Annotated in this window: 12 protein-coding genes, 1 other RNA gene and 1 pseudogene; 2 read left to right on the top strand and 12 right to left on the bottom strand. The window is 65.1% G+C overall.

Translation table 11 applies throughout. The features are described from left to right. The 5 genes and pseudogenes from M1L60_RS29980 to M1L60_RS29965 all read right to left on the bottom strand — a co-directional run bounded on the left by M1L60_RS29980 (position 1) and on the right by M1L60_RS29965 (position 4,737). The gene (locus tag M1L60_RS29980) at positions 1–579 is read right to left on the bottom strand and encodes an SLATT domain-containing protein (RefSeq protein WP_253240884.1); all 579 of its coding nucleotides are present in this window, start codon (positions 577–579) and stop codon (positions 1–3) included. Positions 580–751: 172 nt separating this feature from the next. Continuing rightward, positions 752–3,073 carry a metallophosphoesterase gene (locus M1L60_RS29975; RefSeq protein WP_253240918.1) on the bottom strand — a complete coding sequence of 774 codons (2,322 nt, stop codon included), beginning with the start codon at positions 3,071–3,073 and terminating at the stop codon, positions 752–754. Positions 3,074–3,465: 392 nt separating this feature from the next. After that, positions 3,466–3,819: a hypothetical protein gene (locus M1L60_RS29970; RefSeq protein WP_253240883.1), complete on the bottom strand. Its 354-nt coding sequence runs from the start codon at positions 3,817–3,819 to the stop codon at positions 3,466–3,468. 13 nt (positions 3,820–3,832) lie between these two features. After that, a pseudogene (locus M1L60_RS48360) lies at positions 3,833–4,384 on the bottom strand (phosphotransferase); the annotation flags it as partial. A 32-nt stretch (positions 4,385–4,416) separates the two neighbouring features. After that, positions 4,417–4,737: a hypothetical protein gene (locus M1L60_RS29965; protein WP_253240882.1), complete on the bottom strand. Its 321-nt coding sequence runs from the start codon at positions 4,735–4,737 to the stop codon at positions 4,417–4,419. A 70-nt stretch (positions 4,738–4,807) separates the two neighbouring features. Here M1L60_RS29965 and M1L60_RS48555 point away from each other — a divergent pair, with 70 nt between their 5' ends. Then, on the top strand, positions 4,808–5,731 hold the full coding sequence (locus M1L60_RS48555) for an NUDIX hydrolase (RefSeq protein WP_438862164.1): 924 nt from the start codon (positions 4,808–4,810) through the stop codon (positions 5,729–5,731). Here the strand turns inward: M1L60_RS48555 and M1L60_RS29955 are convergent. Then, the gene (locus M1L60_RS29955) at positions 5,697–6,269 is read right to left on the bottom strand and encodes a DEAD/DEAH box helicase family protein (protein ID WP_253240881.1); all 573 of its coding nucleotides are present in this window, start codon (positions 6,267–6,269) and stop codon (positions 5,697–5,699) included. The two genes, M1L60_RS48555 and M1L60_RS29955, sit on opposite strands and share 35 nt — an antisense overlap. A 54-nt stretch (positions 6,270–6,323) precedes the next feature. After that, positions 6,324–7,088, bottom strand: a complete 765-nt coding sequence (locus tag M1L60_RS29950) for a sulfite exporter TauE/SafE family protein (RefSeq protein WP_253240880.1) — start codon at positions 7,086–7,088, stop codon at positions 6,324–6,326. A 44-nt stretch (positions 7,089–7,132) separates the two neighbouring features. On the opposite strand from M1L60_RS29950, the gene rnpB reads away from it, so the two are divergent. After that, positions 7,133–7,535: RNase P RNA component class A (gene rnpB, locus M1L60_RS29945), an RNA gene on the top strand. Between the two features lie 9 nt (positions 7,536–7,544). Here the strand turns inward: rnpB and M1L60_RS29940 are convergent. Genes M1L60_RS29940 through M1L60_RS29920 form a run of 5 tightly spaced genes read right to left on the bottom strand, consistent with a single transcriptional unit; the run spans position 7,545 to position 12,289 of the window. Next, positions 7,545–8,807, bottom strand: a complete 1,263-nt coding sequence (locus M1L60_RS29940) for a rod shape-determining protein MreC (RefSeq protein WP_253240879.1) — start codon at positions 8,805–8,807, stop codon at positions 7,545–7,547. Then, on the bottom strand, positions 8,800–9,294 hold the full coding sequence (locus M1L60_RS29935) for a SigE family RNA polymerase sigma factor (protein WP_253240878.1): 495 nt from the start codon (positions 9,292–9,294) through the stop codon (positions 8,800–8,802). Before M1L60_RS29935 ends, M1L60_RS29940 begins: the two co-directional genes overlap by 8 nt. Before the next feature lie 46 nt (positions 9,295–9,340). Then, positions 9,341–10,165, bottom strand: a complete 825-nt coding sequence (locus tag M1L60_RS29930; protein WP_253240877.1) for a carbohydrate ABC transporter permease — start codon at positions 10,163–10,165, stop codon at positions 9,341–9,343. Next, complete coding sequence (locus tag M1L60_RS29925; RefSeq protein WP_253240876.1) at positions 10,155–11,051, bottom strand: carbohydrate ABC transporter permease; 897 nt, start codon at positions 11,049–11,051, stop codon at positions 10,155–10,157. Before M1L60_RS29925 ends, M1L60_RS29930 begins: the two co-directional genes overlap by 11 nt. Next, positions 11,048–12,289, bottom strand: a complete 1,242-nt coding sequence (locus M1L60_RS29920; protein WP_253240875.1) for an ABC transporter substrate-binding protein — start codon at positions 12,287–12,289, stop codon at positions 11,048–11,050. The genes M1L60_RS29925 and M1L60_RS29920 overlap by 4 nt, the downstream gene beginning before the upstream one ends. Positions 12,290–12,300 lie beyond the last annotated feature (11 nt).

Here is a 12,300-nt window from a genome sequence, read left to right as displayed (position 1 = left end):
TCATCTTACGTACGGCTGACTCGCGTCAACTCCGCTCGAAGAAATTGCACCTGCCTCCTTGTCAAGCCCTTTCGTCGCGGCTCGAAACTCGGTTACCCATGAGCTAGTCTCTCCGCTCACCAGATTTCCGACATCCCGCATGAAGCTGGAGAGCGCCAGCACGGCTGCCGCATCAGCTTGCTCGTCGGCGGGCTCAACATGAGCCCGACCAGCCATGATAACGATCCAATCGCTGTAGAACGTACTCAGACGCTGCTGCAACGCTTGTGCGGTTTGCATGTCTCGCAGCCAGCCGGAGGACAGTCCGAAGAACTTATCGAAACCAAGGCACGTAGCGGCCAACGCCAAAAGGACATACCCCCACTCTACTTGAATTCCTTCGTACACCCCACCGATGATGGGGACCAATCCCCCGGCACCGGTCAGAAGTATCGCCGAAACCCGAAGAGTCCGAGCACCCAATCGCTTGAACTTCTTGTCGCGGAGGTACCACGATAATGCGACTTCAGCGTTGTCGACCGACCAATTTTTCAGCGTATTGAGCACCTCTCGCTTATTCTGCCAGGCATCATCAGGCACTTCGGGCAACCTGGTAAATTCCAGATCTCCTCGACGAAATCGGCCGTGACTTCTGCCTAGCGGCTGCATATTTTCCTCCCCACTCACAGAGTAATATCTCGTGCCAACCGCGGTAAACACGGCGACGGCCCGCCATGCGGCACGACCGCCGGTAGCTAGAACTACCTGCGCATCAGCCTTTCACAACCCACCGGCCCGCCGGCGCCCATTCAGCACCAAGCTGGACTGCCATCTCTCGCCAATCAACCCGAACGAAGTCGGCGCCCGCCTCACGACGGTTTCGCAAAAGTTTGATGACAGCGAAGTGATTTGATTGATTGTGCTCGAGTTCCTGCTCACTTACGCCGGTACTACCGCAGCCCGATACGATTAAGGACCGTCCCGCGAAGGCGGAGCCCTCAGCTCGCTGCCGCACTGCGGTCTCCCGGAGCTGAGGCTTGTGTTTGTGTCCATGCAGGACCAGAGAGAAACCTAGGCGAGACAATCGCTGCTCAACAATACCGGCATCACGAACCGTAGACATATCGAGCATTACGTCTTGCGCTTTACGAGCAGGCATCAAAGGTTCCGGATAAGGGAGTAGATGGTGGTGCATCACGGCCGCCATGACTTCCCCGGAGTTGGCATCCGGCAGCAACTCCGCAACGCGCTTAAGCTGTTTCAGTCCCACGTAGCCGTAGTGATGCTGGTGATCCTCAAACACGCAGGAGTTCAATCCCACGAAAGTGATCGGACCTCGCTGCTGCAGCGATACGATTTCACTCGGCTCCGGACGGGCACTTGACACCTGAAAGTTCCAGGTTATCAAGGGGTAAATCTTGCGGAAAAGATTTTCGCCGTAGAACTGATGAACGAAACTGAGGTAATTGTCAAACCTCTTCTTGAGATCAGCCTTGGCAACGTCCCAGTCGATATCATGATTGCCGGGAACGATAACGACCTGATCCCGCCCGATTCCGGTTTCATCGCACAGCTCCGCGAGAAAGTCCGCGACCAGCTTGAACTCCTCGAGTGTGCCGCTGTAAACCGAGTCACCCGAAAGAACGATAGTAGAGTCCTTAGGGTCGCATCCTTCTTGCGTAAGCACCCTTCTAAATTCATCTCGCAGTTCAAGGCTCAGTCTTTGAGAGTTCTCATCATCGAGATACCTGTGCATCTGCCGGGCGTTGCCCGGTTCACCAAGAGTACCGAAGTGTGTATCCGAAATATGGAAGATGAGGTGTTGGCTCGAAAGATCACCCGCACTCGCCAGTCTAGGAGCCGAAACATTCTTCCCGTCAGATCTGGCAGCCAGCACCAACCATTCGGCAATCGCGACGGCCTGCTCGTTGTGCACTCCGACCTCACCTAGCATCCTTATCTGCTCAGCTGAGGATTGGGCGTCTGCTGGGTGTGCACCATTTTTGATGGCATCGGCAGCTCGCTCATAAGCACGATCAAAATTGCCGAGAACGAAGTTGCACTCGGTAGCTACGAGGTCGGCCCAATAATCACCGACGAGATACTCGGAGTTTTCCACGTCGGTGTTCAGAGCTTCGTACAGCTCTCGCGCTCGATGCGATTCATCGGGATACGCGAGCATCACCATGCCGGCGTGAGCGACACGAAGATATAGGCTGCTTGGCGCGAGCCTAACAGCTCGCTCGTAATAGTTCAGTGCTTCGGCGTACTTGTGCTGACGTTTAACTGTCCCACCCAGCATGCCCAAGGTTTGCGGATCATGCGGATTCAGTTCAAGCGCGCGATTGAGCTCACGCAGACCACCGTCATAATCTCCGAATTTCCGCAGGTAGAAGCCGCGTTGCCGGTGCACTTCATAGTCTTCCTCAGCGACGGGATAAGCGGCCCCGAGAACACCTGCGGCAGTCTTGTAGTCCTCCACCCTGGCCAACCCGTTCGCGAGTGACAGGAGACCGGAAACCGGCAGGTTTTGGAATTGTTTTGCCCAGTGCCAGACAGCGACCAATTGCTCGTCGCGAGTTGCCCTTGCGATCTTTGATGCGAACTCGCGTTCGAATGCTGCTTGGTCCTTCTGCGGGTCCGGCGCCACCCCGATATCCTTCAAAGCATCCTGAACCGGATTACTCATAGGAGCCTTGTTAACGGCCAGCGCATTCCTGAATCGGTCCCGAAAAGCAGTGTCGTTCAGAAAATCACGATCGTAGAGCAGGACCCGTTGACTGGCGATATCGAACGGAAGGTCGGCACCTCTTTCGGCGACCAAGATTGTCGCGCCCGACGAGAGTGCCTGCCGAACCCCGAGTTCGTAGTAGACGTTGCTGTTGGGCGCACTTACATCAGCAACCACGATATCGGCTGCGTAGAGTTGCTTGAACGCCTGATTTGTGATGGTTCCCACTTGGTCGATCTCATCGACACGAAGAACGTCGAAGTCGGCATTGAGGGCGACGGGCCGCAGAACCTGGGAATAGAACGCATCGAAGTCGTGATCTGTGCCATCGATGAGAGGGCGCACTCCGAACGGCATGATCACGAAGAGCAAGGGCCGCTTCACCCGGACAGGTTACAGGCTCTAGTAGCCGCGGAGGGGCTAAGAGAGTTGACTGTTGCCACCGGCAGGCCACTATCGCTCCTAAGCGGACATTTTGACGGACGCTGCTACCCATCATCGCCCAAGCGAGCAGCGCTGCGTTCGGCGCCTTCCTTACCGGCGTCTGACTAGTCCCTTCAACCGTCCACCATCGATGTCGGCTACACGGATCTCGCTGTCTTCATCTGCCTCACTCCACTGGGCGACGGACGAGTGGGCCGGTACGCCGGATTCTGTCCCGGCGGCTACGTCGCCAGGGGCGGAACGCTGCCGGCTCGGCCCCATAGGTCCTACCCGCAAGTTCGGGTCAGCGTCCTGGAACGCTTGCCCTGGCCTCAAGGGCTGACCGGACCGCAAGGGCTGACCGGGCCGCATTGTGTCAACAAGTCTGGGAGGCGGCGGAACAGGTCGGGGAGGCCGCGCACGCCGTTGCGCGCGGACTCCTGCGACAGCGCGAGGTCGGGGCCGGTGCCGGTCTCGACTCCGGCCAGGCAGCGGAGGATGTTCCACCTCGTGTGCCCCAGCCAGCCGCCGATGATGAATACGAACCAGCTGGGACCCCACGGGGGCAGCGTTCCGCCTTCGGCGACGTAGCCGTCGAGGACCGAGCGGAAGACGGTGGGCCGGAGGTCGTCGAAGCCACGCCCCTTCGCGAGGCTCAACGCGGTCGAGCCGAGTTCGGCCGACAAAGTCGAGCAGCCCGGACAGCTCCCAGTCGAGCAGCACCGGCCGGCCTTTCCGGGCGAGCAGGTTCCAGGGCTGGACGTCCCGATGGGTCAGCACGACGGGGCCCGGCCGTTCGCAGGTCTCGACGAAGTGAGCGATCGCGAGGAAAGTGTCGACGCGTGTGGTGAGGTCGGCCGCCCAGGGCTGACCGGTCGCCGTCGCCCGCGCGGCCAGGTCGGGCCAGTCCCGGGCCGCCGGCTCCTCGTCGGCGCCGGGCGGCCATTCGCTGTCGAGCGCGTGGAGGCGCGCGAGGATCTGGCCGACCTCGAACGCGTACGCCGGTGTCACGGGGGCTTCGGGTAGCTTCTCGCCGTCGGCCCAGCGATGAACGAGCACGCCGTCCCACGCCGAGATCGGCTCGGGCATCGGGATGCCGGCCGCGAAAGCCGCTCGCTCGAATCGGAAGACGGCTTCGGCGTGGTAGGCCGAGCGGCGGTCGGCGAGATTCAGCTCTTTCACCGCGAACGACCCTTGGTCGGTGTCGAGCCGGTACATCCGGTTGGCGAATCCACCGTGAACCCGGACCATCGGATCGACCGGCGAGCCGAGATGCGAGAGGTTCATCCCGGCAGCCGGTCCGCATCCGCAGCCGCGAGCTGGTCACGTCGTACTCGGAACCGCGTGGTGCCGTCCTCAGCCTCGATGTTCCAGCGCGGCGTGACGATGAGCCAGTCGCCGTCTTCGCCGACCACATCGCACGGCAGGCGGAGCGGTTGCGGCATTCGTGCCTGCGGGCCCAGGTCGAGGCCGAACACCGGGACCTTGTCGACGAGGTGCCAGGTTTGCCCGTCCGCGTCGTCGAGCCGGACCCGGATCCATCCTGGCCATTCGGTGTCGACCCAGGCGACGGCCTCGCACTGCAGTGCCCATCCATCCGCCACCGGTTCATGATGGCTGATGTCCGGTTCACCCGGGCCGACCGGCGGGGGTCGGCTGGTCTAGCGTCGGGGGATGGCTGACGCTCGGGTGTTGGTGATCGGGCTGGATCCGCGGCGGGTGCCGGGGCCGTGGGATCCGGAGCCCGTGGTGGCGGCGATCGAGATGGGGATGGCACGCTTCGCCGAGGCCGGGGTGAGCGTCGAGAGCTGCCTGGTCGGGCTGGACGGCAGCGATGACGTCGAAGCTGTGGTGACGGCGGCGCTCCGAAGGCACCCGTGGGAGGTGGTGGTTGTCGGGGGCGGCATCCGCTCCGGGGATGACCCGCAGCTGTTCGAACTCGTGATCAACCTCGTGCACCGGTATGCGGTGGGGGCGGCGATCGCGTTCAACAGCACGCCGTCGGACACGTATGAGGCCGCGGCCCGCTGGTTGAGCTCCCGGACGGCCGTACGGGCGGTGGTGGCGCGGCTCGAACCGGGGGACGACATCGAGGCCGCGCATCGGGCGCAGACGTTGGACTGGCTCGCGCGGACCGATGACGTGTACCGGCGGGTCAAGCCGGCCACGCCGGATCAGCACCTGGTGTCGTACGTGGTGCCGGTCGATCCCCGCGACGGCGCGATCCTGCTGGTGGATCACGTGAACGCGGGGCTCTGGCTGCCGCCGGGCGGTCACGTCGAGCCGGACGAGGATCCGCTGCTCACCGCCCGGCGCGAGATCGCGGAGGAGCTCGGGCTCGACGGTTCCGGCGTGTCCCGGGAGCCGGTGTTCCTCACGGTGACGCGGACGGTCGGGATCGACGCCGGGCACACCGATGTGAGCCTCTGGTACGTGATGTCGTGCGATCAGGAGCAGGCGCTCGTCGTCGATGACGGGGAGTTCCACCGGGTGCGCTGGTGGTCGCGGGACGAGTTGGCCGCCGCCGACCCGGGGCGGTTCGACCCCCACTTCTTCCGGTTCCTCACGAAGCTTTCAGGCCGAAGTGGCGGATCGTGAGGTCGGCTACCTCGTCCGGGGTCAGGGTGGTGTTGTCGACGCGCAGGTGGTCGTCGCGGCCGTCGAACTCGGTGGTGGAGTTCATCCGGTAGGTGGCGTCGTCCTGCAACAGCAGTTCGCGGGAGCGGTCAAGGTCGCGTTTCGACGGCTTCTCGGCCAGTCGGTCGGGGCCGGAATTACGGGCCAGGCGGGCGGTCTGGGTCGCCTCCAACTCGAGGTAACGGACAGCGGCGCCGCGCCGGTGGAAAGGTTCGGCGTACCCGGCCACGGTTTGCGCGTCGCCCGGGTGGTCGAAAGCCCAGACGAATGTGAAGACCAGGCCCGGCAGATCACTGCCGGAAACTTCTTCGAACACGGCCGTACGAAAGCCTTGAACCAGCCGGTGGAAGGGTGGCGTGCCGAACTCGAAGAAGCGCAGCACCGGATCGATCGCCATGTGATTGTGGAAAACGCGGTATCCGGTGCGCGCGGCGATGGCATGGCCGACGGTCATCTTACCCACGGCGGGCGGGCCGATCACGAAGAGAAGGTCGGTCATGCGCGGCAGCGTATCCAGGCCTACGTTCGACGGCTTCTGGTTTTCGCAAGTCCCTCAGCGTAGGGCGCGGTAGAGGAGCAACAGTCCGATGCCTGTGCCGAAACTAACGATCACAGCTCGTAATACGTGGGACGGCATGCGGCGGGCCAGCTTGGCGCCCGCGTAACCGCCGACGACGGTGGCCGGGGCCAGGATGGCGACCGCGAGCCAGTTGACCGGGGCGAAAATCGCGAAGATCAGCAGCGTGATCAGGCCGACGGCGGCCGACAGGACGTTCTTGAGAGAGTTGATGCGGTTGAGCGGCTCGTCCAGGATCAGGGCGAGGGCGGCCACATACATGACGCCGAGCGCGGCGCCGAAATAGCCGCCGTAGATCGCGCCGATGAACACCACCAGCTGGAGTGAGACGACGGCGCGGCGGGGTGACATGTGGCGTGGGTGGCCGACCAGGCCGCGCAGGCGCTCCTGGAACGCGAGCGTGGCGGCGGCGCCGAGCACCAGGAATGGCACGATCAGCTCGAACGCGCGGGCCGGGGTGAGCAGCAGGAGGGCACATCCGGCGACGGCGCCCAGCACACAGGTGGGCAGGATGCGGGTGAGGCGGGCCCGCTGGCCGGTGAGGTCGGCCCGGCTGCCGGCCACGCTCGACACGTACCCGGGAAAGACGGAGATGGAATTGGTGACGTTGGCCGCCACCGAGGGCAGGCCGGTGGCGATCAGGCTCGGGAAGGTGATCAGCGAGCCGCCGCCGGCGATGGCGTTGATGGCCCCGGCGGCGAGGCCGGCCACCACCAGCAGAAGGACGTGGGCGAGATCCATGGTGAGGTCGAATCTACGGGGACGTAGACTGTCGGGGCGACGGACGAGTAGGCCAGGCGGTCGCGTCGGCGCCCTCCGGGGTGTCGCCGAGGAACGTCCGGACTCCGCAGAGCAGGGTGGTTGTTAACGGCAACCCGGGGTGACCCGCGGGACAGTGCCACAGAGAACAGACCGCCGGCCCTCGAGGCCGGTAAGGGTGAAACGGTGAGGTAAGAGCTCACCAGCACCCCGGGCGACCGGGGTGGCTAGGTAAACCCCACCCGGAGCAAGGCCAAGCAAGGCCACGGCTGCGAAGCGGTGGCCGGCGCAAGCGTTCGAGGGCTGCTCGCCCGAGCTTGCGGGTAGGCCGCAAGAGCCGAGCCGGCAACGGCCGGCCGAGATGGATGACCGCCCATGGCGGCCCTCGGGCCGCCGGGACAGAATCCGGCGTACCGGCCCACTCGTCCGTCGCCCGACTCAGTCGGTGGGCGGCGTCATGATTGACAGGTTCTCGAGGTGGGCCAGGTCGGCCGTCGGCGTGAGTTCGACCGTCGTGGCGTTCGCGGGTTTGTCGGTGGTGGCCCGGCCGATCGTGATGGCGCCGACCTGGTCGTTCGGCTGGGACGGGTCGGGCATCAGGATGCGGTTGGTCCCGTAGAGGTCGCCGTCGGCCGGGAGGTCCTCCATGACCAGTTTTCCGCCGGTGCCGCGTACAGTGCCGGGCACATTGCTGATGTTGCTGTAGACCGTGCCGGTGAAACTGGCGCTCGTGACCAGGTCGATCGTGGCCTCGCCGCGGGCGGCGTCGACCGTCGTCACGCGGCCGACCAGCCCTTCGGTCACGACAGCGAGCTGACCCAGCCGTACCGGCCGGTCCTTCGGGAATGCGACGGTGAGCTGCTGGTCGGCCCGGCCGACCACCTCGGCCGGCACGGCCCGTACGTCGCCGATCGCGCCGCCTTCGCCGGGTACCTCGAACACCTTCGTCGCGCGGGCCAATGGTCGGTCCGCTTTGATGAAGCCGGCGATGGTGGTCGTCTGCGCGGTCCCGGCCAGCGGGAGGTTCTGCACCGCCAAGCGGCTGGTGGGTCCGTCGGGATTTCCGAACATCTGCACGTCGATCGTGGTGTTCAGCAAGCGCAAGGCGAAGACGCCCGGCATCGCAACGACGATGGCGAAGCTGCCCCAACCGTCCGTGCTGACCGTTCCGGTCGGCCCGGTCAGCCGGGGACTGACCAGGCTGACCACCCGGGTCCGCACCGGGTCGGGGGCCGGCCGGTCGGCCCGCAGCCGCAGGGCGTCGGCCGCGCTCTGGTCGCTGGTGAAGAACGCCAGCCGCGGTAGGCCCCGGCTGTCGTAGCCCTGAAGCACGACCACCGAACGCAACTGCACATCCCGCGTCGCCACCAGAGTGCGGACGCCGGTGTGGGGACCAGCACGGTCCCAGACCTCCGTCGCCTCCTGCACCAGGCCGGGGTCCACGTCGCCCACAGCACCCCAGCCCAGGAACGGACCGTCGGGGGCCACCGCGGCCAACTCCGGCGCGGGACCGACCGCGACGAACCGGAACATCGTCGCCAGCACCGCCACACACACCACGGCCGCCGCACCGCTGACGATTCGCCGACGGCCACGGATCCGGCGGGCCCGGCGCATGATCCGGTCCTCGTAGCCCTCGGCGGGGACGACCGGCTCGGCCAGTTCGGACAGGACTTCGCGCACTTCGCTCGGACTAGGCATGACTCACCTCGGCCCACTGCTCCCGCAGAGTTCGCAGGCCCCTCGACGAAAGACTCTTGACCGTGCCCACCGAGCAACCCAGCGCGAGCGCCGCGTCCTGCTCGGACAGATCCTCGTAGTAGCGCAGGACGACGGCGGCGCGCTGCCGGGCCGGGAGTCCGTCCAGCGCCCGGCGGAGCCAGTCGCGCTGCTCCACCCCGACGTACTCGTCCCGGGCCCGGCCTTCCGCCACCCGGCTCAGGGGCTGTTCCCACCAGGACCGGCGGCGCCGCGAGCTCAGATACGTGTTGACCAGAATCCGGTGCACGTAGTGATCGACGCCGTCCGCGCCGCGCAGCCGGGCCCACGCCACGACCGTCTTGGCCAGCGCCGTCTGGACCAGGTCTTCGGCTTTGCCCCTGTCGCCGCACAACAGGAAAGCGGTCCGGAGGAGCGACCCGTATCGCGCCCGGACGAAGGCCGCGACCTCCTCGTCAGCATGTCCCACGGGTATTACCTACGCCCTGGAGTACCTCAAAGGTGGCCGCGGACCGTCAGCCTTTGAGGCCGGTGTGGGCGAGACCCTCGATGAACTGGCGCTGGGCCAGGACGAAGACGATCAGGACGGGGATGGCGGTCATGGAGGCGGCCGACAGCTGGACGTTCCAGAGTTGGCCCTGGTAAGCGTCGGTGAACTGGGTGAGGGCCTGGGGCAGCGTGTATTTCGTGCGGGACGAGATGTAGACGACCGGTTCCAGGTACAGGTTCCAGCTGTGCAGGAAAGTGAAGATGGCCACGGCGCCCAGTGCCGGACGGGCCAGCGGCAGCGCGATCTTGCGGAAGATGGCGGGGCGGCCGAGGCCGTCCATGCGGGCGGCCTCCTCGAGTTCGCCGGGCAGGGTGATGAAGAACTGCCGCATGATGAAGGTGGCCAGCACGCTCGGCGGGCCCAGCATCGGCACCAGGATCAGGGGCCAGTGCGTGTCGACCAGACCCAGGCTGTTGAAGATGCGGAACAGCGGGACGATCGTCACCTCGCTCGGGATGAGCAGGCCGGTCAGCACCAGCAGGAACAGAGCGTTCTGACCGCGGAAACGGATGCGGGCGAACGCGTAGCCGGCCATCGACGCCACCACCAGAGTGCCCAACGTGACGACCACAGCGATGTACGCGCTGTTGAAGTACTGCTGGGCGAACGGCTGCATCGTGAAGACCTGGCGCCACGGTTCGAAGCTCCACGACGACGGCCACAGCGACGGGGAGAAGATCTCGGCGTTCGGTTTGAACGAGCTGGTGATCATCCACCACGTGGGGAAGACGAACGGCACGCAGAGCACGAGCAGGATCCCGTACAGAAAGACTTTGGTTCTAGTGCTCATGGAAGACCCACCTCTTGCGCATCTGCCATTGCAGAACGGTCAGGGCCAGGACGATGAGGAAGAGCACGACCGACAGCGTGGCGCCGTAGCCGAAGGCGTGGAATTGGAACGCCTGCTGGTACAGGTAATAGACCAGCACCGTGGTCGACGTGCCGGGGCCGCCCTGGGTGAGCACGCTGATCTGCGCGAACACCTGCAATGAGCCGACCACCGTGATGATGGACGTGAGCAGGATCGTGGGGCTGATCAGCGGCAGCGTGATGCGGCGGAAAATGGTCCACGGGCTGGCGCCGTCGGTGCGGGCGGCCTCGTACAGGTCTTGGGGAACGCCTTGCAAAGCGGCCAGGAAAAGCACCATGTTGAGGCCGACGTTCTTGAACACCTGCACGATGACGACCGAGGCCATCGCCGTTCCGCCCGAGCGCAGCCAGTTCGGGCCGTCGATTCCCACGGCGTCGAGCAGACCGTTGATGCCGCCGTTGTCCTGCAGCAGGAAGCCCCACACGATCGTCCACGCGAGCAGCGACACGACCACCGGCGAGAAGAACAGCACCCGGAAGAACGTGGTGCCGCGCAGTTTCTGGTTGAGCAGCACGGCCAGCAGCAGGGCCAGGCCCAGATTGAGTACGACCAGGCCGATCGAGAAGAAGGCGGTGGCCCGCAGCACGGCCGGGAAGTTCGGGTCGTCGGCCAGTTTCTGGTAGTTCTCCGCACCCACGAAATTGAAGCTGTCGGCCAGCACGTTCCATTCGTGCAGGCTGTACCAGACGACGAGGACCAACGGCAGGAATACGAAGGCCACCGCCCCGAACAAAGCGGGGGTGATGAAGACGTACGCCGTCAGCTGGTCTCGCCGCCTGGTAGTCCAGAAAGATGGAGCGGTCACTTGGCGAGCAGCGGGTTGATGGCCGTGCACACGCCCTTCAACACGCCCGTGACGTCGGCGCCCGGCTTCCACAGCGGGTCGAGACCGGAGCGTACGGCCTGGTTGATCTCGGCACTCCCGGCGTGGCTCGGCTTCACGACGCCATTCTCGATGCCGTCGATCACGACGTCCTGCAATTGCTCGGGCTTCAGCAGTGGGTTGGCCTTGGCCAGCGTGTCCGCGTTGAGCTGCGACTGGCGGGGCGGCGGGAAGAACTGCGCCAGCTTGGCGGAATTGGCCGGGCTGGTGAAGAACTTGACGAACTCCTGGGCCGCCGCCGCGTTCTTGCCCTTCTTCAGAACACCGATCCCGCCCTGGCCGATGACCGCATAGGAACCCGACGGGCCGGCCGGCAGCGGCACGAGCGTCCAGCCGAATCCGTCTTCTTTCAGCAGCGACGCCCGCGAGATCTGCGCGATGGTCATGGCCGATTCACCGGCGAAGAAGTCCGCGGCCACACCGGGGGCGGGCAGTGCCTTGTCGGTGAAGATGGCCTTGTGCAGGAACGTCATCGCGTCGACCATCGGCGGCTGGTCGAAGCCACACGTCTTGCCGTCGGCGGTCCAGGCCTCGGCGCCCCAGCCGCGGAAAACGGTGGCCAGGTTCGTCCAGTCCTTGTAGTCGAAATCGCGGACGACCAGGCCCTGTTTGCCGGTCTTGGCGGCCGTCGCGGCGGCCACCTTGCTCGCGTTGTCCCACGTCCATTGGTCGCCGGTGGGCAGCGTCTGACCGGCCTTCTTCAGCAGGTCGGTGTTGACGAAGACACCGAACGGTGAGGTCGAGAACGGGTAGCCCATGAGCTTGCCGTCCTGCTTCCACAACGCGGTGGCAGTGGGCGCGAGGTCGGCCGCGTCCTCGATGCTGTCGTCGAGCGGCGTCAATGCGCCGGACGCCACGAAGTCGGGCGCAGCGCCCTCGAGAATCCAGGCGATGTCGGGCGCGTTACCGCCGGCGATCTGCGTCGTGACGGTGGTCGTGTAGTTCTCGAACGGCAACGCGTCGAACTTCACGGTGACGTCGGGATGGGTCGTCTTGTATTCGGCGGCGATCGCGTCGAACAGTTTGACGTGGTCCGGGTTGGCCGACCAGGTCGTCATCCGCAGGGTGACCGGGCCGCCCGATTCCGCTTCGCCTCCCCCGCACGCGGTCAGGGCGCCGAACAGGGCGACGGTGGCGGCTACGGCAACGGTCTTTCTCATATCGGGGGTTC

The organism is Paractinoplanes aksuensis (assembly GCF_024137025.1).
Taxonomy (GTDB): domain Bacteria; phylum Actinomycetota; class Actinomycetes; order Mycobacteriales; family Micromonosporaceae; genus Actinoplanes; species Actinoplanes aksuensis.
This window is presented reverse-complemented; position numbering and strand designations above follow the sequence as displayed.

What these genes read in the sequence shown, in the direction of transcription:
- M1L60_RS29940 (WP_253240879.1), bottom strand. Translation starts at nt 8,807, where the DNA reads ATGCCTAGTCCGAGCGAAGTGCGCGAAGTCCTGTCCGAACTGGCCGAG.
- M1L60_RS29930 (WP_253240877.1), bottom strand. Translation starts at nt 10,165, where the DNA reads ATGAGCACTAGAACCAAAGTCTTTCTGTACGGGATCCTGCTCGTGCTC.
- M1L60_RS29950 (WP_253240880.1), bottom strand. Translation starts at nt 7,088, where the DNA reads ATGGATCTCGCCCACGTCCTTCTGCTGGTGGTGGCCGGCCTCGCCGCC.
- M1L60_RS29955 (WP_253240881.1), bottom strand. Translation starts at nt 6,269, where the DNA reads ATGACCGACCTTCTCTTCGTGATCGGCCCGCCCGCCGTGGGTAAGATG.
- M1L60_RS29920 (WP_253240875.1), bottom strand. Translation starts at nt 12,289, where the DNA reads ATGAGAAAGACCGTTGCCGTAGCCGCCACCGTCGCCCTGTTCGGCGCC.
- M1L60_RS48555 (WP_438862164.1), top strand. Translation starts at nt 4,808, where the DNA reads ATGGCTGACGCTCGGGTGTTGGTGATCGGGCTGGATCCGCGGCGGGTG.